Genomic DNA, 25,806 nt, shown 5'->3' on the forward strand with positions numbered 1-25,806 from the left:
CTTCGGATGCGCACCGGCCCGGCTCCCCTTGAGGGGGCCGGGCTTTACTTGCGCTTGAAGAAAGTTGCCCTACTCAACCATTCGCCTTACGGTTGCCGAAGGCAACGAAATTTCACGGCGAAGGACCTCCATGACACCGACGACACCCATGACGCACCGACAAGTCCTGGAAGCGCTGTCAGGCCTGCTCCTGGGCCTGTTCGTGGCCGTGCTCTCCTCGACCGTCGTCTCCAACGCCCTGCCCACGATCCTCACCGACCTGCACGGCGGCGAGTCCGCCTACACCTGGGTGATCACCGCCACCCTGCTCTCGCTCACCGCCTCCACGCCGATCTGGGGCAAGCTCTCCGACCTGGTCAGCAAGAAGCTGCTGGTCCAGATCGCCCTGGTGATCTACATCCTGTCCTCGGCACTGGCCGGGCTCTCCCAGAACACCGGCCAGCTGATCGCCTGCCGCGTCCTGCAGGGCATCGGCGCCGGCGGCGTCACCGCGCTCGCCCAGATCTGCCTGGCCGCGATGGTCCCCCCGCGCGAGCGCGGCCGCTACAGCGGCTACTTCGGCGCGGTCTTCGCCCTCGCCACCATCGGCGGCCCGCTGATCGGCGGCGTCATCGTCGACACCGACTGGCTCGGCTGGCGCTGGTGCTTCTACGTCGGCATCCCGTTCTCGCTGCTGGCGATCGCGGTGCTGCAGCGCACCCTGCGGCTGCCGGTCGCCCCGCGGCGCAAGGCCCGCATCGACTACCTCGGCGCGCTGCTGGTCACCGCCGCGGCCAGCCTGCTGATGATCTGGGTCAGCCTGGCGGGCAAGAACTACGACTGGTTCTCCTGGCAGACCGCCGCCATGCTGGCCGGCACCGCCGCGCTCGCCGTGCTGTTCGTCGCCGCCGAGCGCCGCGCCGCAGAGCCGGTCATCCCGCTCCACCTGTTCCGGCACCGTACGGTGACCCTCTCGGCGATCGCCAGCGTCCTGGTCGGCGTCGGCATGTACGGCGCCACGACCTTCCTCAGCCAGTACTTCCAGCTGGCCAAGGAGAAGTCGCCGACGGTGGCGGGCCTGCTCACCCTGCCGATGATCCTCGGTCTCGCCGTCTCCTCCACCGTCGCCGGCAAGCTGATCACCCGCTACGGCCGCTGGAAGGGCTACCTGGTCGCCGGCACCCTGCTGCTCACCGTCGGCTTCGGCCTGCTCGGCACGGCGCGCGCCGACACCCCGTACGGCCTGCTCGCGCTGTACATGGGGGTGGCCGGCGTCGGCCTCGGCCTGACCATGCAGAACCTCGTCCTCGCCGTGCAGAACACCGTGCCGCGGGAGGAACTGGGCTCGGCCAGCTCGGTGGTCACCTTCTTCCGCACCATGGGCGGTGCGGTGGGTGTCGCCGCGCTGGGCGCCCTGATGGCCGACCGGGTGGCCCGCTACCTCGCGGAGAACCTCGCCCGGGCCGGCGTGCACCCGACCGGTTCGGCCCTCGGCGGCGGCGAGATCCCCGACCTGCACCGGCTGCCCGCACCGGTCGTCCCGCTGGTCACGGACGCCTTCGGGCACGGCGTCGGCGTGGTCTTCCTGATGGCGGCGCCGTTCGCGCTGCTGGCCTTCCTGGTGGTGCTGTTCATCCGCGAGATCCCGCTGCGGACCACCATGGACGCCCCCGCCGGGCGCACCCTCCAGCTCGTCGAGGACTGAACCGGCCGGCACGGGCAATGCGGAAGGGCCCGCGAGGTGTGTACCTCGCGGGCCCTTCGTCCGTGCGTGCGGCTCAGCGGCCGGCGATCAGGGTGATCCCGTAGAAGACCACCGAGGCGCAGATGCTGAAGCTCAGTGCGGCGCCGGCCAGGGCCAGGTTGCCGCTGCCGGCACCCGGGATTCCGGACCGGACGGCCTCCTGGGCGGCCTCGCGGCGCGACAGCGCCAGGATGCCGAGGGAGAAGGCCGCGACCACCGCGACGGTGATGGCGAAGCTGAGGCCCGCGGTCTGCGCGAGGGCGTCCCACTTGATGTGCATGGTTTCCCGTCCTCTCTGAGTGGTCGGCCGGTCAGGCCGCGACGGTGGTGGTGGCGGGGGTCGGGACGGCGGTGGCCGGCACCTCGACCTCCTGGACGTCGTTCACGTTGCCGGCGTGGACCGGCTGGCGGCGCGAGATGAACCACATGGCGGCGGAGCCGGAGACCAGCGCGGTGCCGACCAGCGCCACGCCCCACGAGCCCTGGTCCGCGACGAAGGCGGCGATGCCGGCCACCGTGGCGGCGGCGGGCAGGGTCAGGCCCCAGGTGTAGACCATGCGGCGCACCAGGCTCCAGCGCAGCTCGCGCTTCGGGCCGCCGAGGCCGGCGCCCATGATGCCGCCGGAGCAGACCTGGGTGGTGGAGAGGCCGAAGCCCATGTGGGTCGAGGTGAGGATGACCGTGGCGGCGGCTGTCTCGGTGGCCAGGCCCTGGCGGGGGCGGATCTCGGTCAGGCCGTTGCCCATCGAGCGGATGATGCGCCAGCCGCCCATGTAGGTGCCGAGCGCGATCGCCGCACCGGCGCTGACGATGACCCAGGTCGGGGGCAGCGCGCCGGGCTTGAGGGCGCCGACGGAGACCAGGGTCAGGGTGATGATGCCCATGGTCTTCTGCGCGTCGTTGGTGCCGTGCGCCAGGGAGATCAGCGAGGAGGTGAACATCTGGCCGCGCCGGAAGCCCTTCTCGGTGGTCTCCTCGCGGCCGCCGCGGGTGATCATGTAGGCGAGCTTGGTGGCGCCCCAGGCGGCCAGGCCGGCCACCAGCGGGGAGGCCACGGCCGGGATGAGGATCTTGGTGGCGACGACGTCGAAGTTGACGCCGTTCAGGCCGACGCCGACGACCGTGGCGCCGATCAGGCCGCCGTACAGCGCGTGCGAGGAGCTGGAGGGCAGGCCGCGCAGCCAGGTGAGCAGGTTCCAGAGGATCGCTCCGACCAGGGCGGCGAAGATGATCGACGGATGGAGGCCGGCCTTCTCGTTGACGATGCCGCCGGAGATGGTGGTGGCCACCTTCACGGAGAGGAAGGCTCCGGCGAAGTTGAGGACTGCGGCGATGGTGACCGCGACCTTGGGCTTGAGGGCTCCCGTCGCGATGGAGGTGGCCATCGCGTTGGCGGTGTCGTGGAAGCCGTTGGTGAAGTCGAAGGCGAGCGCCGTGATGATCACAACGGCCACCAGGAACGTGATGTGTTCCATAACCAAACAATCGTCGTAGTTGTCGGACTGACGCTGCTGTCAGGCGTGACCGTAGGGATCCCGGGTGAACGGAAGATGAACAGGGTCGGGATTCGTGGTTCCGATGGTGGCGAGGGGGTTGCGCAGAAGTTGTGAAAGCGTGGAAACGGCGCCTCTGTGCGGCGGTTGTGTCCGGTTGGGTCCGCCTTGGTGGGGGTTTGTTGAGACTTGCCTCACACTCCGTCGGCTTGCGCTGTGAGGGCCCTCGTGAGGACTGGCTGAGAATTCACCGGCCGGACCACGGGCCCCCTGCCGTTACCGCACGGTCACATGGCAGGATTCGGGGGAGAGATCACCGGGTGGCAGGCCCGGACGGCGCTGGACTGGGGGAGGGCGGCCGATGACGGCTGGGCAGCGTACGGAGAACGGCGTCCGGCCGTGGGTTCGGGCCGCGATGCGCTGCGGCGCGGTACTCGCGGCAGCGGCGCTCTCCCTGCCGATGGCCACGGCCGCGTACGCCGCGCCGACGCCGACGCCGACCTTCACGGTGGCCGCCGGCGCGGACCCGCTGGCCGACGCCAAGATCACCCTCGGGCCCATGCTCGACCGGCTGCACCAGCTCTACCAGGAGGCCGAGGCCGCCACCGAGCAGTACAACGCCGCCGTCGCCCGGCAGGCCGCGCAGCAGCAGCAGGTCGCCGACCTCCGCGCCAAGGTCGCGTCCCAGCAGGCCGCGGTGAACGCCGGCGTGGACATCGCCGCCCAGCTCGCCGCCGCCCAGTACCGCAACGGCCGGGCCTCCGACCTCGCCGACCTGATGCTCGCCGAGAACCCCTACCAGGCCGTGGTGATCGCCCAGCTGCTCGACGCGGCCGGCCGCTCCCAGAAGGCCTTCCTGGACCGCCTCAAGTCGGACCGCGCCACCCTGGTCGAGCTGCAGACCCAGGCCGAGCAGGCGCTCGTCCAGGCCACCGCGCTCGCCACCCAGCAGGAGACCGCCAAGACCGACGTCGCCAAGCGCCTCACCGCCGTCGAGGACATGGTCGGCTCGCTCACCGGCGCCCAGCGCAGCGAACTGGAGGAGCTGGAGCGCCGCCAGGCCGACGAGGCCCAGCTCGCCTTCCTCGCCTCCGGTGCCCTCGGCAAGGGCGAGCGCACCCCGTCCGAGGCCGGCCGGAAGGCCGTCGCCTGGGCGCTCAAGCAGCTCGGCAAGGACTACGTCTGGGGCGGCGCCGGCCCGGACGTCTTCGACTGCTCCGGCCTCACCTCGCAGGCCTGGCTGCACGCCGGCCGGCCGATCCCGCGGACCAGCCAGGAGCAGTGGGCCCAGCTCAAGCACGTCCCGCTGAACCAGCTCCGCCCCGGCGACCTGGTGGTCTACTACGGCGGCGCGACCCACATCGGCATGTACATCGGCGGCGGCCTCGTCGTGCAGGCCCCGCGGACCGGTGACGTGGTCAAGATCTCCAAGGTCGGCGCCATGCCGATCCTCGGCGCCGTCCGCCCCGACCCGGACTCGGGCGCCGACGACAAGGGCGGCGAGTGGAAGGTGCCGCAGGTCACCGTCGCCCCGCCGCGGATCGCCCCGTCCAAGCCGACCACCGTCCCGCCGCGGCCCACCCAGCCCACCCCGAGCAAGCCCACCACACCGACCACCGGCACCGGCACGCCCACGGGTTCCGGCACGCCCACCGGCTCCGGCACCCCCACCGGTTCGGGCACCCCGAGCGGCTCCGGCACCCCCAGCGGCAGCAGCACCCCGTCCGCCACCGCGTCCGCGACCGAGGCCGCTTCGCGTTCCGCCTCCGCCACCCCGAGCGCTCAGTAGGGAACGGAACCGCGAGCGGCGGGAGGCCACGGACCGTGGCCTCCCGCCGCTCGAGGTTCTCCCCCGGCCTTCGGCCGGGAGGTGCCCTCACGCGCCCTCGAGGCGCTAGGAGCTGTCTTCAAAGGTGCTTGGGTGGTCACTTCAGGGGCGCGGGGAACTGCGCAATCCGGGGGTGGGTATCACGGCAGCATGGGCCAAGCCGTGATTTGTACGGTGGGCCCGCATCCGAATTGCGCGGTTCTCCCCCGGCCTTCGGCCGGGAGGTGCCCTCACGCGCCCCTGAGGCGCTAGCCGACCGGCGCTCCGGTGTCGGGCTCGAAGCGGATCACCACGGCCTTGGAGGTCGGGGTGTTGCTGATCTCGGCGGTGGAGTCCAGCGGCACCAGCACATTGGTCTCCGGGTAGTACGCGGCCGCGCCGCCCCGGGCCACCGGGTAGTGCACCACGCGGAAGTGCGGGGCGCGCCGCTCCACGCCGTCCTTCCACTCGCTCACCAGGTCGACGTACAGACCGTCGGGCAGGCCCAGTTGCTCGGCGTCGGACGGGTTCACCAGCACCACGCGGCGGCCGCCGGTGATGCCGCGGTAGCGGTCGTCCAGGCCGTAGATCGTGGTGTTGTACTGGTCGTGCGAGCGCAGCGTCTGCAGCAGCAGCCGGCCCTCGGGGACCTCGGGGGCGGTGAGCGGGTTGACGGTGAAGTTGGCCTTCCCCGTCGCGGTCGGGAAGGTGCGGCTGTCGCGCGGCCCGTGCGGCAGGGCGAACCCGCCGGGGCGCCGGACCTTCTCGTTGAAGTCGTCGAAGCCGGGCACCACGCGGGAGATCCGGTCCCGGACGGCGTCGTACGAGACCGCGAACTCCTCCCAGGGCGTCGGGTCCTCGGGGCCGAGTGCGGCCCGGGCCAGCCGGCAGACGATCGCCACCTCGGAGAGCAGGGTGTCGGACGGCGGCCGCAGCCCACCGCGCGAGGAGTGCACCATGCCCATCGAGTCCTCGACGGAGACGAACTGTGCGCCGGCCTCCGTCCAGTCCCGGTCGGTGCGGCCCAGCGTCGGCAGGATCAGTGCGCGGGCACCGGTCACCACGTGCGAGCGGTTGAGCTTGGTGGAGACGTGCACGGTGAGCCGGCAGCGGCGCATCGCCGCCTCGGTGACCTCGGTGTCCGGGGTCGCGGAGACGAAGTTGCCGCCCATTGCGAAGAACACCTTCACCCGGCCGTCGCGCATCCCGCGGATGGTGTCCACCGAGTCCAGGCCGTGCTTGCGCGGCGGCTCGAAGTCGAACTCCTTGCCCAGGGCGTCCAGGAAGGCGGCGCCGGGCCGCTCGAAGATGCCCATCGTCCGGTCGCCCTGCACATTGCTGTGCCCGCGGACGGGGCACACGCCCGCGCCCGGACGGCCCACGTTGCCGCGCAGCAGAAGGAAGTTGACGACCTCGCGGATGGTCGGCACGGCGTGCCTGTGCTGGGTGAGGCCCATCGCCCAGCAGACGATGACCTTCTCCGAGGCCAGCACCAGCCGGGCCAGTTCCTCGATCTGCTCCCAGGGCAGGCCGGTCGCGGCCAGCACCTCGGCGCGGTCGGTGGCGGCCGCCTCCGCCGCGAACTCCTCGAAGCCGTAGCAGTGTTCGGCGATGAACGCCTCGTCCGTGCCGCCGTCCGCGGCCAGGATCAGCTGGTTGAGCGCGCGGAACAGCGCCAGGTCGCCGCCGAGCCTGATCTGCAGGAAGAGGTCGGTGAGCTTGGTGCCGTTCGCAGCCAGACCGCGGGCGTTCTGCGGGTTCTTGAACCGCTCCAGGCCCGCCTCCGGCAGCGGGTTGACCGAGACGATCGTCGCTCCGGCCCGCTTGGCCCGCTCCAGCGCGGACAGCATCCGCGGGTGGTTGGTGCCCGGGTTCTGCCCGGCCACGATGATCAGGTCGGCCTGGTACAGGTCCTTCAGCGAGACGCTGCCCTTGCCCACGCCGAGCGTCTCGGTGAGTGCCGAACCCGACGACTCGTGGCACATGTTGGAGCAGTCCGGCAGGTTGTTGGTGCCGAGCCGGCGGGCGAACAACTGGTACGCGAACGCCGCCTCGTTGCTGGTGCGGCCCGAGGTGTAGAAGGCGGCGCCGTCCGGGGTGTCCAGCGCCCGCAGCTCCTCGGCGACGATCTCGAAGGCGCGCTCCCAGGACACCGGGACGTACCGGTCGGATCCCTCGTCGAGCAGCATCGGCTCGGTCAGCCGGCCCTGCTGGCCGAGCCAGTAGCCGGAGCGCTGCGCCAGCTCGGAGACCGGGTGCGCGGCGAAGAAGTCGGCGGTGATGCGGCGCTCGGTGGCCTCCTCGGCGACCGCCTTGGCGCCGTTCTCGCAGAACTCGGCGGTGTGCGTCTTCCCGGGCTCGGGCCAGGCGCAGCCGGGGCAGTCGAAGCCGTCCGGCTGGTTCACCTTGCGCAGCACGGCCAGCGTGCGGCGCGCGCTCATCTGCTCGCCGGCCATCCTCAGGCTGTGCAGCACGGCCGGGACGCCGGCTGCCGCGTGCTGCGGCGCGGACACGCGCGGCGCGTCCTGCACCGGATCGCTCTGCGGGGCCTGCTTGGCCATGACGGGAACCTCCTCCACCTGGGCACGGGCGTCGTTGCCGCGGCCCTCGTCCATCCTTGCACTGCCGCGGCCCTGGGGGACCGGGGCGGTCCCGGACAGTGGGAGGATGGCCCGCGCCCACCGTCGACGACTTGCAGCGAACGAGGTCCGAGGATGCCGCCCATCGAGGAGCCCGCCGGCCGGTTCGGCCCGGTGATCGAGCCCGCCGCCCCCGCCGTCCCGCCGCAGGCACCCGCGGCGGCCGCGCCGCCGGCGCCCGCGGACGCAGATGCGGCGCAGGACTATCCGCTGCCCGCCCCCGCCGCGCCGCCCGTGCCCGGGCTGTCCAAGGCCGCCCCGGAGCCGCCGCGGGACGCCGTGCCGAGGGATGCGGTGCCGCAGGGCGCCGTGCCGCCCGTACCTGTACCGCCGGCCCCGGCCGCGGCCCCGCCCGTGGCTGCTCCGGCCGCCCCGCCCGTGGCTGCGCCGGCGCCGTCCGCGGACACCCCGCCCGCCGTGAGGGAACTGCTCGTCCGGCTGCGCGAGCGCGCCGAGGAGGCCCCCACGCCCGACGGTGCCGTCCACCTGCTGGAGTCGGTCGCCCGGGAGATGACGTCCCTGCTCGGCCGGTACGACCGGGACACCCTCGCCGCCTGGCGGCAGCTCGGCAGCCACCGCGGGGCCGCCGGCGACCCGGCCGGGGCCGTCCACCTGCTGGGCCAGGTCGCCGCGGACGCCGCGCAGGCCCTCGGCCCGGCCGACCCGGACACCCTGCAGATCCGGCTGGAGCACGCCCGGGCGCTCGGCGACGGGGGCGACCCGTACGGCGCCGTGCACCTGCTGCGCGAGGTCCAGCCGGCCATGGTGCAGGCGCTCGGCCCGTACGACGCCCGGTCGCTGGCCGCCCAGGCCCGGCTCGCCCACGCCGTCGCGCTCACCGGCGACGTGGTCTCGGCGGTCGGCATGCACCTGGAGCTGATCCCGGTGATCCGGCAGTACCTCGGCCCGGGGCACCCGCTGGTCGGCGAGGCCCGCTGCGGGCTGGGCCGGCTGGTGCCGCAGTGGCGGCGGATGTTCGGCGGCGGCGGGCTGCCGCCGGAGGCCGCGGTGGCGATGGTGCACCGGCTGCTGGTCTGGGACTTCGACTCCGACCGGGAGGCGGACGCCTATCTCACCGAGTTGGAGCGGGCCACCGGTCACCGCAGCCTGGCCGGCCGGCTGGCCGCCGTGCCCGAGGAGATGACGGCCGAACAGGCCACCGCGCTGATGCTCGGCCCGGCCTGATCCCGGCGGGTGCATCCCGCGCGGCTGCGGTCAGTGGCCGTGCGGGATGCGCTCCAGGATGCCGCCCGCGAACACGTCGTACAGCGGCAGGCTCTCCAGGTGGACGTAGCCGATGTGGCAGTCGCAGACCGGCAGCGGGCAGGGGCGGGGCAGCAACTGGGCCCGGTAGGAGCCGTCGTAGAGGTTGCCGAGCGGCGGTCGGACGAAGTGGCAGCGGCGCACCGTGCCGTCGCCGTCCACCGAGACCACCGACTCGCCCGTCCGGCAGGGGCGGCCGCCGCTCGGGTGCGGTTCGCGGCTCCAGCCGAACAGAGGGTCGACGGCCGCCCAGGCGGCGGCCTCCGCGTCGGTGTAGCTGCGGCCGTCCGCAGCGTTCACCCAGAGGTATGTGGAGGCGGGCAGTTCGGTGCGCAACTCCCGTGCTGCGTCGAGGTGTTCGGGCTCGCCGACGATGCCGATGCTGTGCCGCACGCCGAGCGCCGCCAGCTCGCGGATCTTCGCCGTGAAGCGCCCGCGGTCGACCTGCCCGGGGTGGTAGGTGATCCACAGGGCCAGGGTGTCGAGGTCGGCCTCGGCCAGCCAGCCGGTGCGGCAGCTGAGGTTGGTCTGGATCGCCACCCGGCGCACGTGCGGCAGCCGGGAGAGCTCGACCAGCGCCTGCCGGTACCAGGAGCGCACCAGGCCCTCGCCCCACGGCGTGAACAGCAGCGAGAGGGTGTCGCCGGTCTGCCCGGCCGCCCAGGCGGTGAACCGCTCCAGCGCGGCGCGGTCCGCCCGCAGCTGCTCCGGACTGTCGCGCCGCTTGGCGAACGGGCAGTACGGGCAGTCGTAGTCGCAGGAGGCCAGCGGCCCCCGGTAGAGCAGGGTGAGCTCCATCGGCGTCTCGGCCGGGCGGCGGCCCGGCAGCCCCAGGTCGGTGGTCACTTCGCCTCGTACGCGTCCATCGCGGCCTGCACCGCGGGCGAGAACAGCATCGGTCCCACCGCGTCCGAGTGGGCCAGGCCCTCGGGGGAGAGCACCAGCCGCCCGGGCGCCTCGGCCAGCCAGCCGCGGGCCTCGAAGACGGCGAGTTCGGCGGCGAAGTCCTCGGCCGGGAGCGAGCCGAAACGCCGCTCGTAGTCGTCCAGCCCGAGGCCCTCGGCCTGCAGCAGCGACTGCAGCAGGTGGCGGCGGCGCGGCTCCTCGCCGTCCATCGCCCGGCCGACCTCGGCGCGGGTGAAGTCCTCCGTGGCGACGTAGTCGTCGATGATGCCGCGCACCTCGCGGGCGTCCACCGCGTAGTCGAAGGAGTAGTGCAGGCCCGAGGTGTACGAGCGGGCGCCGCAGCCGAGCCCGACCATGCCGTCCGTCTGGCAGGCGTACTCGCCCGCGCTCGCGGTGGCCGCGCCGATCCGGCGGAACATCCGCATCGACACCTGCTCGTACCCGGAGGCCAGCAGGTGGTCGCGGCCGGCGCGGTAGAGGACCAGCCGCTGTGCGTCCCACTCCGGGGAGGGCCCGTCCTGGGCGCGCCGGCCGAGGCCGGTCAGCGGCCGGACGTACAGCGGGTAGAGGTAGAGCTCCTCCGGCCGCCAGGCGAGCGCGGCATCCAGCGAGGCCAGCCAACTGGCCCGGGTCTGGCCGTCGATGCCGTAGATGAGGTCGATGTTGAGCACCGGGATGCCCGCCGCCCGGACCCGGCCGAGCGCGGCCTCCACCGAGGCCCGCTTCTGCGGGCGGACGGCCGAGCGGGCCTCCTCGTCGAGGAAGGACTGCACGCCGAGGCTGAGCCGGGTGGTGCCGCGCTCGGCGAGCACGGCCAGCCGGTCGGCGGTCGCCGTGTCGGGGGAGGCCTCCACCGACAGGGGTATCGCCCGCAGGTCGGCGCCCATGGTCCGCTCGGCGATGTCGCAGAGCCGGGTCAGCTCGGCGGCGGTGAGGTAGGTGGGGGTGCCGCCGCCGAAGGCCGCCAGCGCGAACCGGGCGCCGTCGTCCAGCGCGCCGCGGACGGCGGCGGCCTGCCGCTCCAGCGCGTCCAGGTAGGCGGTGGTCAGCCCCTCGGGGCTGCCGATCCGGGTGAACAGGTTGCAGAACCCGCAGCGCACCTCGCAGAACGGCACGTGCAGGTAGAGCGAGAGCGCGTGCTGCGGCTCGCCCGCCCACAGCTCGCGCAGCAGCGGCCGCCCGGGCAGCGGCCGGTAGGCGGTCTTGTGCGGGTAGGCGTAGACGTACGCCCGGTACGGCGACCCGGCCGCCGCCGTGGTGGTCACCGCGGTCACCGTCCGGCCTCCGCTCCGGCTGCGGCGGTCGGTGCGGCGGGCAGCACGAAGTGCGCGTACGGGACCGTCCAGACCACCGGGTGGCCGAGCCGGTGACCGGTGTAGCCGTCCTCGCCGTAGCAGGTGCCGTGGTCGGAGCAGACGATCGCGAAGCACGGGCGGCGCCGGCTCATCGCCGCGAACAGCCGGCCGATGTGCGCGTCCACGTACTCCAGGGCGGCGGCGTGGCTCTCCCGGCTGTCGCCGTGCCCGCGGGTCGCCCCGGGCAGGTGGAACCAGTTCGGCTGGTGCAGTGCGGAGACGTTGACGAAGAGGAACAGCGGCTGCCCGGCGTGCTGTTCGGCGCAGACCTGCTCGGCCCGGGTGACCTGCGCCTCGAAGGAGGTGGGCGAGGGCACGCCCATCTCCGGCTCCCAGTGCGACTCCTGGAACATCCCCGGCAGCACCGAGCCCAGCGGGCCCTGCTTGTTGAAGAAGCCGACCCCGCCGATGCAGACCGTCCGGTACCCGGCCGCGGCCAGCGCCGAGGGCAGGTCCGGGGTGTCGAAGACCCAGGTGCGCGGCTCGGTCGTCTCCGAGCCGGCGAAACGGGCCGCGAACAGCCGCGGGTGCGGGCCGTCCGGGCTCGCCGGGGTGGGCAGGAACCCGGCCAGGATCGCCTGGTGCGCCGCGTAGGTGAAGCTGCCGGGGGTGTGCCGCTCCTCCCACCGCCCGCCGGGCAGGTGCGCGGCCAGGTGCGGGATGCGGCCGGCCGCGGCCAGCTCCTGCGCGACGTCCAGGCGCAGCGTGTCCAGGGTGACCAGCAGCAGGTCGTGGCTGCCGATCACCGCCCTCATGTCGGGGATCTGGTGGTTCATCGGGTGGGTTCCGTCCGGGTGGTGCGAGCGGGCTCCTGGTGGTGCCCGTCGTGCAGCAGGGCGGCGATCTGGGCGCCGTAGGTGTCCAGGCCATCGGCGGGGCCGCCGGGCAGGCCGGTGAGGCCGGGCAGCAGGTCGCCGAAGGCGTTGACCTCGCCGACCGCGGCCTGCCGCCAGCCGGCGGTCGGCAGCACGTCCACGCCGACCGCGGGGGAGTTCGGGAAGCAGGCGGCGGCGCGCTCGGCGGCCTCCAGCATCCGCGGCCAGGCCGGGCCCGCCGCCTCGCGGGCGAGCGCCAGGTCGCCGCGGGCGCCGCCGAGGTGAAGGTTGGTCATCGGCCGGGTGCTGGTCCGTACCACGGCGTGGGTGGCCCGGCCGGCGACCACGACCACCCGCAGGTCGGCCGCGCGGCCGTCCTGGGAGGCCTTCGGCACCCACTGCTCGACGTGCAGGCCGTCCGGGGCGAGGCGGTCCACCAGCTCGGCGGCCTGCGCCTCGGTGCGGTAGCGGCGCACCGCGAGGGAGTTGTGCAGGCCCTCCGGCGCGAGCTCGGCGGAGGAGGTCGCCTGCACCTGCCCGCGCGGACCGAACTCCAGCGCGACCACGCCGGAGGCGGAGGACCCGTGCACCGGCTTCAGGAAGACCCGGCGCATCCCGGCGGCGGCCAGCCGCTCCTTCAGCTCCGCCCAGCCGCCCGGCGGCGGCCCGCCGAGGGCGGGCGGCACCGGCACGCCGGCCGCGGCCAGCAGCCGGTGCGTCCGGCGCTTGTCGAACATCACCGCGATCTCCTCGGGGTCGCCGAGCAGACGCACCCCGGGCCGCCCGGCCAGGCCGCGCAGCGCGGCGCACACCCCGGCGTACCAGGCGGCGCCGCCCTCCACCCGGGTCGGCGCGTACCCGGCACCGAGGGCGGCGCCGCGCAGGTGCGCGTCCACCGCGTCGTCCTCGCCGGGCGAGTCGATCCGCAGCAGGGTGCCGGGCGGCAGTTCGTACCTGCCGTGCAGCACGTCAAGCCAGGGCAGGACGGCGGGTTCGGGCAGGCCCGCGGCGCGCGCGGCGGCGGCGAAGAGCGAGACGCGGCGGTGGCCGGGGTTGCCGAGGACGGTGAGCCGGACGGTCATGGGCTTACTCGGAGACCGCGACGTAGCGGTCCTCCTCGTCCTCCTCGTCCTGTGCGTCGGACAGGTCGACGGCCACCCCGGCGAGGGCCTCGGTCAGCCGCTGCTGCATGCCCTCGGAGATGTAGTGGTGCTCCAGGTCGAGGGTGGTCAGGTGGGTGAGCGGCTGGCCCTCCAGCAGGGCGGCGGCGCCCTCGTCGGTCAGCACGCCCATGCCGAGGGCCAGGTGGTCGAGCCGCGCGACCACCGGGGCCTGTGCGACGGCCGCGGCGATGTCGTCCTGGTACTCGCTGTTCTGCAGGCCGAGGGTGCGCAGCGCGGGCAGCCGGGTGCCGGCCAGCAGCGGCGCCAGGTCCTCCAGGGTGTGGTCGCCGCCGTACTCGTCGACGCCGAGCCACAGGTCGAGCTCGGCCAGCTGGGGGAAGTCGCACTCGCCGAGGGCCCGCACCACCCGGCCGGGCAGACCGCCGGTCTCGAAGCACAGCGAACGCAGCCGGTCGTGCCGGACGGGCTGCAGGCGCAGGCCGGAGCCGCCGCGCACGGTGACGTCGGTCAGCCGCGGGAAGGTCTCGAACACCGGGGTGATGTCGCACATCTGCAGCCAGGAGATCTCGCACTCCTCGTAGTTGACGTCGCCGAGGAAGAGCGCCTCCAGGGCGGGCAGCCGGTCGGCGCTGTCGACGATCAGGGCGAGCGGGCCGGCCAGCCCGTCGTAGTCGCCTGCCCACCAGGCGCCGACGACCAGGGCGCGCACCTGCGTGGTGTCGACCGCGTCGAGGAAGCGCTGCCAGGCCTCCGCGAACTCCGTCTTGCCGCCGTACCGGTAGCCGAGGCTGATCCGCCAGGCGGCCGCACCGGCGGCGGGCAGCTCCTCGCCGCGGTCGAGCGCGGGCAGCAGGTCGTGCACGGGCAGGCCGTGGAAGGTCGTGCTCATCATGGGCTCCTGTCGCTGTGTCGGTTCGGTCGCCGTCCGCGTGGGCGCGGCTATTCGGAGACGGCGACGTAGCGCCAGTTGTCGTCCCACTTCTGGGCGTCGGAGAGGTCGATCGTGACGCCGGGCAGCGCCTCGCGCAGCCGCTGCTGCATGCCCTCGGTGAGGTAGTGGTGGTGAAGGTCGAGGGTGGTCAGGTGGGTGAGCGGCTGGCCGTCCAGCAGGGCGGCGGCGCCCGCGTCGGTGAAGGCGCCCATGGACAGCGCGAGGCGGTCCAGGCGGGCGACGACCGGGGCCTGTGCGACGGCCGCGGCGATCGCGTCCTGCTGCTCGCTGTTCTGCAGGCCGAGGGCGCGCAGCGCGGGCAGTCGGTTGCCGGCCAGGAACGGCGCGAGGTCGTCCAGCGTCGCGTCGCCGCCGTAGGTGGCGACGCCCAGCCACAGCTCCAGGCTCTCCAGGGCGGGGAAGTCGCAGGCGGCGACCGCCCGGACGACACTGCCGGGCAGGCCGCCGGCCTCCAGGCGCAGCCGCCGCAGGTGCTCGTGCCGCAGCGGGGTGAGCGCCAGCCCGCCGTTGCCGTCCCAGTCCTCGCCGGCACCGCGCACGACCAGCTCCTCCAGCCGCGGGAAGGCCTCGAACACCGGGGTGATGTCGCACATCTGCAGCCAGGAGATCTCGCACTCCTCGAAGGTGATGTCACCGACGAAGAGGGAACGCAGGGCGGGAAGCTGCCCGGCCGCGTCGGTCACGGCCGCGAGCGGGCCGGTGAGCAGCTCCGGCTCCTCCTGCGACCAACTGCCGATGACGACCGTGGTCACCCGCGAGGCGTCGACGGCGCCGAGGAACTGCTCCCAGGCCTCGGCGAAGGTCTGCGCGGAGTCGTACTCCAGGCCGACCTTCCAGGCGGCGTCGGGGGCGTCGGGCAGCTCGCGGCCGTCCTCCACCGCGGCGAGGAAGTCGACGACGGGCAGCCCGCCGAACCGCTCGATGTGCTTGCTGATCGCCATGCGCTGCTCCTGGGGGATCGGTCGGCCGGGTTCTGTCTACCAGGCCGCTCCGACACCCGGGTGCGAGGGGCCGCCCGCCGACGCGCTGTCAGACCCGGGCCCTAGCTTTCCCCTCGTCGAGGCCGGCACCCCGCCGGCCCGGAGCCGGGGGAGGACCGCGTGTACCGCCAGGGTGATGTGCTGATCGTGCCGGTCGCGGAGGCCGCGGTGCCGCGGGTGGTGGCCGACCTGCCGACGTTGCCGCGGGACGCCCGCGGCCGGATGGTGCTGGCGCTGGGCGAGGTCACCGGCCACGCCCACGCGGTGGTCGGGCCCGGCACGCTGCGGCGCGAGGCGGGCCCGTTCGGCACCGCCTGGCTGCACCTGCCCGAGGGCGGCCGCGTGGTGCACGAGGAGCATGCCGCGATCCCGCTGCCCAAGGGCTGGTACCGGGTGGTGCGGCAGCGCGAGTACGTGCCGGGCGCCGTCCGCGTCGTCGCCGACTGAACAGCGCCGGGACAAGAGGGAGAGGGACCACGATGACGCAGACCCTGCAGCCTGAGGCGGCCACCGCCCGCTGGCGCTCCGCCGCGGCCGCCACCGGCCCCGCCGACCGGGCCGCGGCCGGGCAGGCGGTGCGCGCCGCCTACCGCGCCGCCGGCCTGCCCGAGCCCGACCGGGTGCTCTGGTACGACTCGCCGCTCGCGGCCGCCCGGGCGGCCCTCGCCCTGCGGGCCGAGGGCGCGCAGAGCGTCCGCGAGGCGGTGCGCACCGCCCCGTGGGAGCAGGCCCGGGCCCGGGTGCACGGGCGGCTCGGCGCCCCCGGCTGGGCCGAGCTGTGGGCGCTCACCGGCGGCGAGCTGTGGACGCAGACCCAGGCCCTCGCCGGGCGGGTCCGCGGCGCCGTCCTGGACGCACTGGCGCCCGAGGCCGACCCGGACGCCGACACCGCGGTGCGCGACGCGGCCCGCGCCGCCCGCTCGGACGTCCGGCTCGCCCTGCTCGACGCCGTCCTCGGCCAGCAGGACGCCCCCTGGCTGGCCGCCTTCGACGCGGCAGGCGAGCTGGACACGCTCGCTCCGCTGGCCGCCGTGGCCGGCCAGACCGGCTGGTGGTGGCCGTACGAGCAGGTCGCGCTGGTCGCCGAACGGCCCACCGTGCTGCACCGCGACGAGGCCGGCCGGCTCGACCGCGCCGACGGCCCCGCCCTCGCCTTCGCGGACGGCTTCGAACTGCACGCCTGGCGCGGCATGCCGGTGCCCGCCGACTTCCTCGGCGGCCTCGGCGGCCTCACCCCCGAGCGCATCCGCGACGAGGAGAACGCCGAGCTGCGCCGCGTCATGCTCGAGCACTACGGCTACGACCGCTACCTCGCCGAGTCCGGCGCCGAGCCGCTGCACCGTGACGAGACCGGTGTGCTGTGGCGGATCGTGCTGCCCGACGACGAGCCGGTGGTGATGGTCGAGGTGGTCAACTCCACCGCCGAGCCGGACGGCAGCTTCCGCACCTACTGGCTGCGCGTCCCCCCGTCCACCCGCACCGCCCGGGCCGGCGTCGCCTGGACCTTCGGCGTGACCGAGGAGGAGTACCGGCCGCAGCGGGAGACCTGACGGGGCGGTCGGGGAGCAGGCTGTCAACCGTACGGCCACCTGATTCCAGGCACCCGGCGCTTGTGCGAATTGATAGGAATTCGCCGAAGGTCACTCACTGGTTCGCAGGTCAGAGGCGTTGATATACCTCGGATGCACAGGGTGGAGCAAAGTGTCAGCTCCGCCGACATGCGACGAACCAGGTGGTGACGGCCAGTGAAGCTCCTCCGTGTCGGCCCCGCGGGCGCCGAGCGCCCCGCGCTCCTCGGCCCCGACGGCGCCGCGTACGACCTCTCCGGTCGCACCCGCGACATCGACGGCGCCTTCCTCGCCGGACTCGACCGCGAGGCCGCCGCCGCACTGGCCGCCGAGGCCGCCGCCGGCGCCCTGCCCCGCCTCGACCTCGACGGCGTCCGGATCGGCCCGCCGGTGGCCCGCCCGGGCAAGGTCGTCGGCATCGGCCTCAACTACCGCGACCACGCGGCCGAGGCCGGCGCCGCGATCCCGGCCGAACCGGTGGTGTTCCTCAAACCGGGCAACACCGTCGTCGGCCCCGACGACCGGGTGCTGGTGCCGCGCGGCTCCGAGAAGACCGACTACGAGGCCGAACTCGCCGTGGTGATCGGCCGCACCGCCCGCTACCTGGAGAGCGACGCCGAGGCCGCCGCCGTCGTCGCCGGCTACGCCGCCGCCAACGACGTCACCGAGCGGGCCTTCCAGCTGGAGCGCGGCGGCCAGTGGGACAAGGGCAAGTCCGCCGAGACCTTCACCCCGCTCGGGCCCTGGCTGGTCACCCCGGACGAGGTCGCCGACCCGCAGCAGCTGTCGCTCCGGCTGTGGGTCAACGGCGGGCTCCGGCAGGACGGCAGCACCGCCGACATGATCTTCCCGGTGCTGGAGACGCTCCGCTACCTCAGCCGCTTCATGGTGCTGGACCCCGGCGACGTCGTCGTCACCGGCACCCCCGCCGGCGTCACCCTCGGCCACCCCGGCACACCCTTCCTCCGGCCCGGCGACATCGTCGAACTGGAAGTCCAGGGCCTCGGCCGCCAGCGCCAACTCCTCGGCGCCGCATAGGCGCAGGGCGCTCGGGGGCAGCCACTCAGGTGCCCCCAGAGCCCCTAGGCGGTACCGAGTTCCTCCGGGAGCAGGGTCCGCAGACGGGTCACGAGTGCTGCGGCGGGCCCGTCCGGGCGTTCCAGGGCCAGCAGGCCGGCCAGCATCCGGGCGGCCTGCCGGTCGTGCACCGCCGCCGCGGCACTCATCGCCACGAACTCGTCCACCAGCCAGTCCCGCAGCGACTCCGGCGGGATCTGCCGCCCCTCGTCCAACCAGCTCAGGGCCGACGCCTCGACCACCGAGATCCACGAGCGGACCAGCAGCGTCAGCCGCGGCCCGGCCGTCCGCACACCCAGGTGCCGCAGCGTCCGCTTCAGCGCGACCCGCCGCACCTCGTCGACGATCGCCGACGTCCGCGCCGTCTCCACCACCGAACCGCCGCGCAGCAGAGCGCCGTACCCCGCCGCGTGTTCGGCCACGAAGGAGAAGTAGCCGTCCAGCACCCCGGCCAGCTGCTCGGTCGGCGTCCCCGTGCCGTTCACCGTGAACCGGCTGCTCAGCTCCTCGGCCGCACTGCGCAGCGCCGCCTCGTACAACTGCTGCTTGCCGCCCGCGAAGTAGCGGTAGACCAGCGGGCGGGAGGCGCCGGCCGCCTGCGCCACGTCGTCCAGCCCGACCTCCTCCGGCGGACGCGAGCTGAACAGCTCCAGCGCCACCTCGATCAGCTGCTCCCGGCGCTGTTCCACCGACAGTCGGCGGTACCCGGCACGGCGCGGCCGGTCCGTGCCCGCCGCACCGGAGTCCGGGGCCGTCGCGTCCGGGGCATCCGCGGGGCCGGTCGGAGACGTCGCTGATCTGGCTGCCATGAGCGTCAGCCTAGAACGCGCAGTTCAGCCTCGGCCAGGGTTGATCACGACGTGCCGGGCGCGGCCGCCGCACACCCTGGGCACGGGTCCGCACACGGCCGGTGACGCAGTACGCCGCCGTGCCCACGTCCCGCCCGGTGGACCGTCCGTCAATCGTGCGAGCCCGTACCGAAAGGGTCTTGAAATCGCCGGACGCTACGACAGGATGGCCGAATGGTCCAAGAACCGATCACCCCCGACGCCGACGGCCCCACCCCGCGCCGTATCGCCGACGCCTACGTCCACGCCCTCGCCGACCTCGACCCGCTGACCGCGGTGTACCTCGGCCTCAATCCGGAGGACGACCGCATCACCGACCTCTCGCCAGCCGGTCATGCCGCCCTCGCGGAGCTCGCCCGCACCACCCTCGCCGAACTGGACGCCGCGGAGGCCGCCGGTGCCGCGGACGACGAGGCCGAGCGCCGCTGCGCCCGGCTGCTCCGCGAGCGGCTCACCGCCGAACTCGTGCTGCACGACACGGGCGAGGAGTACCGCGCGGTCCGCAACCTCGGCTCGCCGGTGCACAACGTGCGCGAGGTGTTCACCATCATGCCCACCGAGACCGAGCAGCACTGGGAGCTGATCGGCCGCCGCCTCGCCCGGGTGCCCGCCGCCCTCGACCAGTACCGCGCGACCCTCGCCGAGGGCATCGAGCGCGGTCTGCTCTCCGGCCCCCGCCAGGTCACCACCGTGGTCGGCCAGATCGGCGAGTGGCTGGAGGGCGACACCCCCGGCGGCTGGTTCGGCAGCTTCGTCCAGGACGCCCCGGAGCCGCTGCGCGAGGGCCTGACCGTCACCGCGGTCGCCGCCTCCGACGCGCTGGCCGCCCTGCGCGACTGGCTCCGCGACGTGTACGGCCCGGCGGTCGCCGACGCCCCGGACACCGTCGGCCGCGAGCGCTACACCCGCTTCGTCCGCTACTGGACGGGCGCTTCCCTCGACCTCGACGAGGCCTACGCCTGGGCCTGGGAGCAGTTCCACGACCTGGACGCCCAGATGCGCACCGAGGCCCAGAAGGTGCTGCCGGGCGCGACCCCGATGGAGGCCATGCACTGGCTGGAGACGGACGGCCCGGCGATCGAGGGCGAGGAGAACGCCCGCGAGTACCTCCAGGGCCTGATGGACCAGGCCATCAACGACCTGCAGGGCACCCACTTCGACCTGGCCGAGCCGCTGCTGCGCGTCGAGTCCAAACTCGCGCCCGTCGGCAGTGCCGCCGCGCCCTACTACACCCAGCCCTCGCTCGACTTCTCCCGCCCCGGCCGCACCTGGCTGCCGACCCTCGGCCGGGAGTCCTTCCCGGTCTGGGACCTCGTCTCGACCTGGTACCACGAGGGCGTTCCCGGCCACCACCTGCAGCTCGCCCAGTGGACGTACCTCGCCGACCGCCTCTCCACCTACCAGGTCACCCTCGGCAGCGTCAGCGCCAACGTGGAGGGCTGGGCGCTGTACGCCGAGCGCCTGATGGACGAGCTCGGCTACCTCACCGACCCCGGCCACCGGCTCGGCTACCTCAACGCGCAGATGATGCGCGTGCTGCGGGTCATCGTCGACATCGGCATGCACGCGGGCCTGGACTTCCCGGCGGACTCGCCGTTCAAGCCGGGCGAGGCGATGCTGCCGGACGACGCCCGGGAGTTCTTCGGCCGGTACTGCGGCCTGTCCTCGGAGTTCCTGGACAGCGAGCTCGTCCGCTACCTCGGCATGCCGGGCCAGGCCATCGGCTACAAGCTCGGCGAGCGCGCCTGGCTGACCGGCCGGGCCGCCGCCCGGGCCGCCGCGGAGTCCGCCGGCGGGGAGTTCGACCTCAAGGCCTGGCACATGGCGGCCCTCTCCCAGGGCTCGCTCGGCCTGGACGACCTGGTCGCGGAGCTCTCCGCGCTCTGAGGCCCTCTGCACATCGAAGGTTCGCCGCCTGCCCGCCGCACCGGTCCGTCCCGGTGCGGCGGGCAGGTGCGGCCGGGGACCTCCGCCGGAGGACGGTCGGAGGTTTAGGACTTTGGTCCTAATTCAGACATTTACTGACAAATAACCTTGCCCCTCGCCGGTCGCCGGAGTTTCCCTTGGGAGGAGCGCTGCGTGCGCCCTTCCCACATCCCCTCCGGAAGGCGGCCCACGGTGTCCCTCCAGCACGCACAGGACGAGCAGGCGGTCGACCCCCGTCGCTGGTGGGCCCTGGCAGTCATCGCCATCGCCCAGCTGATGATCGTCCTCGACGCGACCATCGTGAACATCGCCCTGCCCTCCGCCCAGGAGGACCTGGGCATATCCGACGCCAACAGGCAGTGGGTCATCACCGCCTACACCCTGGCCTTCGGCGGCCTGCTCCTGCTCGGCGGCCGGATCGGCGACCTCTTCGGCCGCAAGCGCACCTTCACCGTCGGCCTGCTCGGCTTCGCCCTCGCCTCCGCCATCGGCGGATTCGCCACCGAGCCGTGGATGCTCTTCGGCGCCCGCGCCCTCCAGGGCGCCTTCGGTGCCGTCCTCGCCCCCTCGGCGCTGTCCCTGCTGTCGAACACCTTCACCGACGCGAAGGAACGCGCGACCGCGTTCGGCATCTTCGGCGCCCTCGCCGGCGGCGGCGCCGCGATCGGCCTGATCATGGGCGGTCTGCTCACCGAGTACCTCAACTGGCGCTGGTGCCTGTTCGTCAACATCCCGATCGCGGTGGGTGCGGCCCTCGGTGCGTTCTACGTCCTCAAGCACGACCACATCGCCAAGCACCACCGCGTCAAGCTCGACCTGCCGGGCGCCTTCCTCGGCTGCGGCGGCCTGCTCGCCATCGTGTACGGCACCTCCGAGGCCGTCAGCCGCGGCTGGGGCGACTGGCTGGTGCTGACCTGCCTGTTCGGCGGCGTCGCCCTGCTCGGCGTGTTCGTGCTCTTCGAGCGCCGCACCGACCACCCGCTGCTGCCGCTGCACCTCGTTCGCGACCGCAACCGCGGCGGCGGCGCGATCTCGGTCGGCATGGCGATGGTCGGCATGTTCGGCCTGTTCCTGTTCCTCACCTACTACATGCAGGTGGTCAAGGGGTACTCGCCGGTCATGGCCGGGGTGTCCTTCCTCCCGATGACCGGTGCGATCGTGCTCAGCGCGACCGGCATCGCGGCCAACCTGATGACGAGGGTCCCGTCCAGGAACCTGGTCGTCCCCGGCCTGCTGCTCGGCGCGGGCGGCATGGCCTGGCTGACCCAGATGGACGTGGACAGCCCGTACGCGACCATGGTGCTGCCCGCCGAGCTCCTGCTCGGCCTCGGCATGGGCCTGGTCTTCATGCCCTCGATGAGCCTGGCCACCCTCGGCGTCTCCCCGAAGGAGACCGGCGCGGCCTCCGCCATCATCAACAGTGCCCAGCAGGTCGGCGGTTCGGTCGGCGTCGCACTGCTCAACACCATCGCCGCGAGCGCCACGGCCACCTGGCTGGTCACCCGCAACGCAGCCGACCCGGCGGTCCTCAAAGAGGGTGCGGTGCACGGCTACACGGTCGCCACCGTCGTCGCGATGGGCATCCTGCTGCTCGCCGCGGTCATCGCCTTCCTGATGATCAACCACCGCCCCGCCCCCGGCGAGGCCGAGGGGCACGTCCAGGAGCCCGCCGGGGCCTCGGCGACCGCCCGTCCGGCGACCGATCCGCACTGAGCGAGCCACTGAGGCACGACCGGCCCGCACCGGGACGCGAACGACCCGTGGGGAGGGACCACCCGAATTGACGGCGCACACTCCCGGCGACACGCCGCCCCGGTCTTGGACGCGCCCTTGACCGGGGCGGGATCGTGTACGGATTCTCACGGGGTTCCCACCTCTGGATCACCTGGCTCACAGCCCGGCGGTCGAGAGTGGAGCCGACCGCCCCCGGCCAGGAGGATTCGCCGATGATCCGCCCCCGCACGCCCCGCCGCCGGCACCGGCCCGGCCCGCTGCTGGTCACCCCGGCGCTGGCCCTGGCCGCGGTGGGCGTCCTGGCCGCGTCGCACGTCCTCGGGGTGTCCGGCGCGGCCTCCGCGCTCACCGCCGCGGTCGCCGACTCGGGCCGGGCCCCCGGCACCACCGGGACCGCGCCCGCCGACCGGGCCGCCGCCCGGGTCGGCGCCCTGTTCGGCGGCGAGACCGGCCCCGGCCACCACTTCTGCTCCGCCAGCGTGCTGCGGAGCCCCACCCGCGACCTCGTCCTCACCGCCGCCCACTGCGTCGCCGGCCCGGACGGGCTGAGCTTCGTCCCCGGCTACCGCGACGGCGCCGCCCCGTACGGGGTCTGGCAGGTGACCGCGGTCTTCGCCCCCGACGCCTGGACGAAGGACCGCGACCCGGACGCCGACTACGCCATCCTCCGGGTCGCCCCCGGCGGGGGCCGGGACGTCGAGGACGTCGTCGGCGGCAACGCCCTCGGCCTCGACGACGTGTTCACCTCGAAGGTCCGCCTCTACGGCTACCCCGCCCGCACCGAGTCCCCGCTGCTGTGCACCGACACCGTCACCCGGCAGTCCGCCACCCAGCGCCGCATCGACTGCCCCGGTTACCCCGGCGGCACCAGCGGCGGCCCCTGGATCAGCACTCGTACGGGTGAGGTCATCGGTGTCATCGGCGGCTACCAGGAGGGCGGCGACACCGAGGACATCTCCTACAGCGCCTACTTCGACCACACCATGACGGCCCTCTACCGGCAGGCGATCGCCGCAGCCCCCTGACGCGGCGGCAGCGGCCCGCCGCAGAGCCGGCAGCGCCGGGCGGCGGGCGGGGGAACGGCCGCCTGCACGGTCCGGCGGACGGGCGGGCCGTCCCCGGCGGCGGGAGCCGCGGCGGGGGAGCGGCGGGGCTCCTGCCGGACGGCGGGCGCGCCGTCCTCCCGGGCGGGGGAGAGCTCCGCCCAGACGGTGCGGCGCCCGCCGGCCTCGCTGGTGGCGCCCCAGTGCTCGGCCAGCGCGTTCACGATCTTCAGACCCCGGCCGAAGTCGCCGCTGTCGGCGGGCGGCCGGTGGGCCGGGCCGCCGTCCGCGCTGCCCTCGTCGGTGACCGCGACGCGGACGGCGCCGCGCCGCAGCCAGATTTCCACCCAGAGCGAGCCGCCCGCACCGGAACGGCTGTGCATCACCGCATTCGTCACCAGCTCGGAGACGATCAGCACCGCGTCCTCCGCCTGCGACAGCGGTTCGAGCGCCTCGCGGGTCATCCGCCGGGCGGCTTTGACGGACTCCGGCACACCGGGGAACCGGGCGATCCACTTCATGCTGTTGCACCCCTCCGACAATCTCTCCGCAGCCGTGTGACTACTGACAGTCAGGCTGGAATGCGAGCTTGAAAGCTCGGGTACGGCGTTGTCAAGCTGATCCGAGAAACCGTGAGATGGGGGTTGACGTGGGCGAGTTGGGGCGACCGGCCTATCTGCGACTGGCCGACGTGCTGCGCTCGCGGATCTCCTCCGGCGAGCATCCGCCCGGCGCGCGGATGCCGAGCATCGCCGACCTGTGCCGGGAGCACCGGCTCTCCGAGCAGCCCGTCCGGCAGGCCCTGCGGGTGCTCAACGCCGAGGGCCTCACCGAGGGCCGCCCCGGCTCCGGCACGTACGTCCGCCTGCGCCCCGCCCCGGCCCGGATCCCCCGCGGGCGGTACGACGCCGCGGGCAGCCCGTTCGCCGCCGGGAGCCGGGCCACGGGCGCCGCCCCGCGCTGGACGCACGACTCCCAGAAGACCTGGGCGACCAGCGCACTCGCGCTGCGGCTGCGGGTCGCGGAGGGCGATCCGCTGATGCAGACCCAGTACGTCTTCCCGGCCGGCGACCGGCCCGCGGAGCTCTCCACCAGCTGGGAGCCGCTGGCGCTGACCGAGGGCACGGTGGCCGTCCTGCCGGAGTTCGGCCCGCTGGCCGGCCTGGGCGTGGTCGAGCGGATGGCCCGGATCGGCGTCACCGTCACCCGGGTCACCGAGGACGTCACCGCGCGCCCGGTGCTGGAGGTCGAGTCCGGCCCGCTGGGCGTGGCGCTGGGCTCCACCGTGCTCTCCATCGAGCGCACCCACTGGGCCGGCCGGCGACCCGTCGAGACCGCCGACATCGTGCTCGCCGCCGAGCGGAGCCGGCTGGTCTACGAGCTCGGAGTGCCCGCGGAGATCACCCCGGAGGGTGACGGCATCCGCTGAACCGGAGGCATTCGTCGGCCTTCCGCGCGCGCCGGGGGCGCATTCCCGCAGTTGCGCGCCGTTTGCCCCGTACACTCCCGGCACCCGGACAACGGAGGTGCCGCACACCGTGACCGCCGCCGACAGCGGGCCGACCGCCGCAGCACCCGAGGAGCGCCGGGCGGACTGGTTCGAGCTCTTCTTCGACCTGGTCTTCGTCGTGACCGTGGCCATCCTCGCCCGCGGCCTGCACGGCGACCCGGGCGGCGCCGAGTTCGGCACGTTCCTGGTGCTGTTCTTCCCGGCCTGGTGGTCCTGGGCCAACCTGGTCGCCACCGTGAACATCTCCGGCGGCGACATCGACCGGGCCCTCAGCCAGCCGATGCTCGTCGCCGCCATGCCCGGACTCGGCCTGATGGCCGCGGCGGCCCCCGAGGGCCTCGGCGACCACGCCTGGCTGTACGCCCTGGGCGCGGCCTGGGTGCAGGTCGTCTGCTTCCTGGTCTGGGTGCGGCCCGCACTGCGGCGGGAGACCGCGCTGCCGCTGTGGCGCCCCGTCCTCTACTGCCTCGTCCCGGCCGTCCTGTGGGCGGTGTCCGCCGCCGTCCCGGGCGGCGGGCGGTTCGTCCTGTGGGGCGTCGCCGTCGCCCTGGAGGTGGTGCTGCTCGCGGTCCGCAGCGAGTACGGCGCCGAGCTCTACGCCCGGGTGTCGGTCGAGCACCTGGTCGAGCGGATCACGCTGTTCGTGGTGATCGTGCTCGGCGAGTCCGTCTTCACCGTCGTCTCGACCTTCGCCGACCACCTCACCGCCGCCTCCGGCGCGGCCGCACTCGCCGCCTTCCTGCTGGTGACCGAACTGGCTGCGGTGTTCTTCGTCTGGGGCACCACCGCGGCGGCCCGCGGCCTCGCCCGGGCCCAGGCCGGCGAGGCCACCCGCGTCATCCGCGACACCGTGATGTACCTGCCCTACTTCCTGGTCGCCGCGATCACCCTGCTCGCCGCCGCCCTCGGCACCGCCGTCGCCGAACCGACCCACCACCTCCCGTCCGGCGCGGACTGGGCACTGTGCGCCGGCATCCTCGGCTTCTACACCACCAACGCCGCCATCTCCCTGCGCTACGGCGACCCCGCCCGGTCCGTCCTCG

The 25,806-nt window shown here is 73.9% G+C and carries 21 protein-coding genes and 1 pseudogene; 11 read left to right on the top strand and 11 right to left on the bottom strand.

All coding sequences use genetic code 11. From position 1 onward, the window contains the following. The first annotated feature begins 148 nt into the window (after positions 1 to 148). Positions 149 to 1,684, top strand: a complete 1,536-nt coding sequence (locus ACQ614_RS22865) for an MDR family MFS transporter (protein WP_431680478.1) — start codon at positions 149 to 151, stop codon at positions 1,682 to 1,684. 73 nt (positions 1,685 to 1,757) lie between these two features. Here ACQ614_RS22865 and ACQ614_RS22870 read toward each other — a convergent pair whose 3' ends face one another. Beyond that, the gene (locus ACQ614_RS22870) at positions 1,758 to 2,003 is read right to left on the bottom strand and encodes a hypothetical protein (RefSeq protein ID WP_030267985.1); all 246 of its coding nucleotides are present in this window, start codon (positions 2,001 to 2,003) and stop codon (positions 1,758 to 1,760) included. A 31-nt stretch (positions 2,004 to 2,034) separates the two neighbouring features. Beyond that, entirely contained in the window at positions 2,035 to 3,198 is a 1,164-nt protein-coding gene (locus ACQ614_RS22875) for an inorganic phosphate transporter (protein WP_431680480.1), read from the bottom strand. 379 nt (positions 3,199 to 3,577) lie between these two features. On the opposite strand from ACQ614_RS22875, the gene ACQ614_RS22880 reads away from it, so the two are divergent. Beyond that, positions 3,578 to 5,005 (top strand): C40 family peptidase, encoded by a 1,428-nt coding sequence (locus tag ACQ614_RS22880; protein WP_431680482.1) that lies wholly within the window; start codon positions 3,578 to 3,580, stop codon positions 5,003 to 5,005. Between the two features lie 287 nt (positions 5,006 to 5,292). Here ACQ614_RS22880 and ACQ614_RS22885 read toward each other — a convergent pair whose 3' ends face one another. Continuing rightward, on the bottom strand, positions 5,293 to 7,584 hold the full coding sequence (locus tag ACQ614_RS22885; protein ID WP_431683995.1) for an FdhF/YdeP family oxidoreductase: 2,292 nt from the start codon (positions 7,582 to 7,584) through the stop codon (positions 5,293 to 5,295). A gap of 153 nt (positions 7,585 to 7,737) precedes the next feature. Between ACQ614_RS22885 and ACQ614_RS22890 the strand changes: the two genes are divergently transcribed. After that, on the top strand, positions 7,738 to 8,847 hold the full coding sequence (locus ACQ614_RS22890) for a hypothetical protein (protein WP_431680484.1): 1,110 nt from the start codon (positions 7,738 to 7,740) through the stop codon (positions 8,845 to 8,847). Positions 8,848 to 8,877: 30 nt separating this feature from the next. Here the strand turns inward: ACQ614_RS22890 and ACQ614_RS22895 are convergent, their stop codons facing one another. From ACQ614_RS22895 to ACQ614_RS22920, 6 genes are read right to left on the bottom strand one after another with little or no spacing between them, the layout of a single operon-like run. Further along, positions 8,878 to 9,723 carry an STM4011 family radical SAM protein gene (locus ACQ614_RS22895; RefSeq protein ID WP_431683996.1) on the bottom strand — a complete coding sequence of 282 codons (846 nt, stop codon included), beginning with the start codon at positions 9,721 to 9,723 and terminating at the stop codon, positions 8,878 to 8,880. A gap of 44 nt (positions 9,724 to 9,767) precedes the next feature. Further along, positions 9,768 to 11,105 carry an STM4012 family radical SAM protein gene (locus ACQ614_RS22900; RefSeq protein ID WP_431680486.1) on the bottom strand — a complete coding sequence of 446 codons (1,338 nt, stop codon included), beginning with the start codon at positions 11,103 to 11,105 and terminating at the stop codon, positions 9,768 to 9,770. After that, entirely contained in the window at positions 11,102 to 11,941 is an 840-nt protein-coding gene (locus tag ACQ614_RS22905) for an STM4013/SEN3800 family hydrolase (protein ID WP_431683997.1), read from the bottom strand. Before ACQ614_RS22905 ends, ACQ614_RS22900 begins: the two co-directional genes overlap by 4 nt. Positions 11,942 to 11,958: 17 nt before the next feature. Further along, positions 11,959 to 13,083 carry an STM4014 family protein gene (locus ACQ614_RS22910; RefSeq protein ID WP_431680488.1) on the bottom strand — a complete coding sequence of 375 codons (1,125 nt, stop codon included), beginning with the start codon at positions 13,081 to 13,083 and terminating at the stop codon, positions 11,959 to 11,961. Between the two features lie 4 nt (positions 13,084 to 13,087). Further along, complete coding sequence (locus ACQ614_RS22915) at positions 13,088 to 14,014, bottom strand: STM4015 family protein (RefSeq protein ID WP_431680490.1); 927 nt, start codon at positions 14,012 to 14,014, stop codon at positions 13,088 to 13,090. A 50-nt stretch (positions 14,015 to 14,064) separates the two neighbouring features. After that, complete coding sequence (locus tag ACQ614_RS22920) at positions 14,065 to 15,018, bottom strand: STM4015 family protein (RefSeq protein WP_431680492.1); 954 nt, start codon at positions 15,016 to 15,018, stop codon at positions 14,065 to 14,067. 159 nt (positions 15,019 to 15,177) lie between these two features. On the opposite strand from ACQ614_RS22920, the gene ACQ614_RS22925 reads away from it, so the two are divergent. From ACQ614_RS22925 to ACQ614_RS22935, 3 genes are all read left to right on the top strand, one after another. Further along, complete coding sequence (locus ACQ614_RS22925; protein WP_431680494.1) at positions 15,178 to 15,504, top strand: hypothetical protein; 327 nt, start codon at positions 15,178 to 15,180, stop codon at positions 15,502 to 15,504. A 32-nt stretch (positions 15,505 to 15,536) separates the two neighbouring features. After that, positions 15,537 to 16,607, top strand: a complete 1,071-nt coding sequence (locus ACQ614_RS22930) for a DUF6745 domain-containing protein (protein WP_431680497.1) — start codon at positions 15,537 to 15,539, stop codon at positions 16,605 to 16,607. A 195-nt stretch (positions 16,608 to 16,802) separates the two neighbouring features. Beyond that, positions 16,803 to 17,663 (top strand): fumarylacetoacetate hydrolase family protein, encoded by an 861-nt coding sequence (locus ACQ614_RS22935; RefSeq protein ID WP_431680499.1) that lies wholly within the window; start codon positions 16,803 to 16,805, stop codon positions 17,661 to 17,663. 44 nt (positions 17,664 to 17,707) lie between these two features. On the opposite strand, the gene ACQ614_RS22940 is transcribed toward ACQ614_RS22935, so the two are convergent. Beyond that, positions 17,708 to 18,511, bottom strand: a complete 804-nt coding sequence (locus ACQ614_RS22940) for a TetR/AcrR family transcriptional regulator (protein WP_431680502.1) — start codon at positions 18,509 to 18,511, stop codon at positions 17,708 to 17,710. Between the two features lie 213 nt (positions 18,512 to 18,724). Here ACQ614_RS22940 and ACQ614_RS22945 point away from each other — a divergent pair, with 213 nt between their 5' ends. From ACQ614_RS22945 to ACQ614_RS22955, 3 genes are all read left to right on the top strand, one after another. Next, positions 18,725 to 20,437, top strand: coding sequence for a DUF885 domain-containing protein (locus tag ACQ614_RS22945; protein WP_431680503.1), 1,713 nt, complete (start codon positions 18,725 to 18,727; stop codon positions 20,435 to 20,437). A gap of 315 nt (positions 20,438 to 20,752) precedes the next feature. Beyond that, positions 20,753 to 22,189, top strand: a complete 1,437-nt coding sequence (locus ACQ614_RS22950) for an MFS transporter (RefSeq protein ID WP_431683998.1) — start codon at positions 20,753 to 20,755, stop codon at positions 22,187 to 22,189. Positions 22,190 to 22,422: 233 nt separating this feature from the next. Beyond that, a complete protein-coding gene (locus ACQ614_RS22955) occupies positions 22,423 to 23,235 on the top strand; it encodes a trypsin-like serine peptidase (RefSeq protein WP_431680505.1) in 813 nt (270 codons plus the stop codon). On the opposite strand, the gene ACQ614_RS22960 is transcribed toward ACQ614_RS22955, so the two are convergent. Further along, complete coding sequence (locus tag ACQ614_RS22960; RefSeq protein ID WP_431680507.1) at positions 23,205 to 23,774, bottom strand: ATP-binding protein; 570 nt, start codon at positions 23,772 to 23,774, stop codon at positions 23,205 to 23,207. The two genes, ACQ614_RS22955 and ACQ614_RS22960, sit on opposite strands and share 31 nt — an antisense overlap. A gap of 116 nt (positions 23,775 to 23,890) precedes the next feature. On the opposite strand from ACQ614_RS22960, the gene ACQ614_RS22965 reads away from it, so the two are divergent. Beyond that, positions 23,891 to 24,682, top strand: coding sequence for a GntR family transcriptional regulator (locus ACQ614_RS22965; RefSeq protein WP_431680510.1), 792 nt, complete (start codon positions 23,891 to 23,893; stop codon positions 24,680 to 24,682). Positions 24,683 to 24,887: 205 nt separating this feature from the next. Beyond that, positions 24,888 to 25,748: pseudogene (locus ACQ614_RS22970) on the top strand (low temperature requirement protein A); the annotation flags it as partial. Between the last annotated feature and the right edge of the window lie 58 nt (positions 25,749 to 25,806).

The organism is Kitasatospora dryopteridis, assembly GCF_050749075.1.
Classification (GTDB): Bacteria; Actinomycetota; Actinomycetes; order Streptomycetales; family Streptomycetaceae; genus Kitasatospora.

Bases quoted from the DNA above. Each gene is read 5' to 3' on its own strand.
- ACQ614_RS22865 (WP_431680478.1), top strand. From the start codon at position 149: ATGACGCACCGACAAGTCCTGGAAGCGCTGTCAGGCCTGCTCCTGGGC.
- ACQ614_RS22945 (WP_431680503.1), top strand. From the start codon at position 18,725: ATGGTCCAAGAACCGATCACCCCCGACGCCGACGGCCCCACCCCGCGC.
- ACQ614_RS22890 (WP_431680484.1), top strand. From the start codon at position 7,738: ATGCCGCCCATCGAGGAGCCCGCCGGCCGGTTCGGCCCGGTGATCGAG.
- ACQ614_RS22885 (WP_431683995.1), bottom strand. From the start codon at position 7,584: ATGGCCAAGCAGGCCCCGCAGAGCGATCCGGTGCAGGACGCGCCGCGC.
- ACQ614_RS22895 (WP_431683996.1), bottom strand. From the start codon at position 9,723: ATGGAGCTCACCCTGCTCTACCGGGGGCCGCTGGCCTCCTGCGACTAC.
- ACQ614_RS22930 (WP_431680497.1), top strand. From the start codon at position 15,537: ATGACGCAGACCCTGCAGCCTGAGGCGGCCACCGCCCGCTGGCGCTCC.
- ACQ614_RS22960 (WP_431680507.1), bottom strand. From the start codon at position 23,774: ATGAAGTGGATCGCCCGGTTCCCCGGTGTGCCGGAGTCCGTCAAAGCC.
- ACQ614_RS22940 (WP_431680502.1), bottom strand. From the start codon at position 18,511: ATGGCAGCCAGATCAGCGACGTCTCCGACCGGCCCCGCGGATGCCCCG.
- ACQ614_RS22905 (WP_431683997.1), bottom strand. From the start codon at position 11,941: ATGAGGGCGGTGATCGGCAGCCACGACCTGCTGCTGGTCACCCTGGAC.
- ACQ614_RS22910 (WP_431680488.1), bottom strand. From the start codon at position 13,083: ATGACCGTCCGGCTCACCGTCCTCGGCAACCCCGGCCACCGCCGCGTC.
- ACQ614_RS22955 (WP_431680505.1), top strand. From the start codon at position 22,423: ATGATCCGCCCCCGCACGCCCCGCCGCCGGCACCGGCCCGGCCCGCTG.
- ACQ614_RS22915 (WP_431680490.1), bottom strand. From the start codon at position 14,014: ATGAGCACGACCTTCCACGGCCTGCCCGTGCACGACCTGCTGCCCGCG.
- ACQ614_RS22880 (WP_431680482.1), top strand. From the start codon at position 3,578: ATGACGGCTGGGCAGCGTACGGAGAACGGCGTCCGGCCGTGGGTTCGG.
- ACQ614_RS22965 (WP_431680510.1), top strand. From the start codon at position 23,891: ATGGGGGTTGACGTGGGCGAGTTGGGGCGACCGGCCTATCTGCGACTG.
- ACQ614_RS22870 (WP_030267985.1), bottom strand. From the start codon at position 2,003: ATGCACATCAAGTGGGACGCCCTCGCGCAGACCGCGGGCCTCAGCTTC.
- ACQ614_RS22950 (WP_431683998.1), top strand. From the start codon at position 20,753: ATGATCGTCCTCGACGCGACCATCGTGAACATCGCCCTGCCCTCCGCC.
- ACQ614_RS22920 (WP_431680492.1), bottom strand. From the start codon at position 15,018: ATGGCGATCAGCAAGCACATCGAGCGGTTCGGCGGGCTGCCCGTCGTC.
- ACQ614_RS22875 (WP_431680480.1), bottom strand. From the start codon at position 3,198: ATGGAACACATCACGTTCCTGGTGGCCGTTGTGATCATCACGGCGCTC.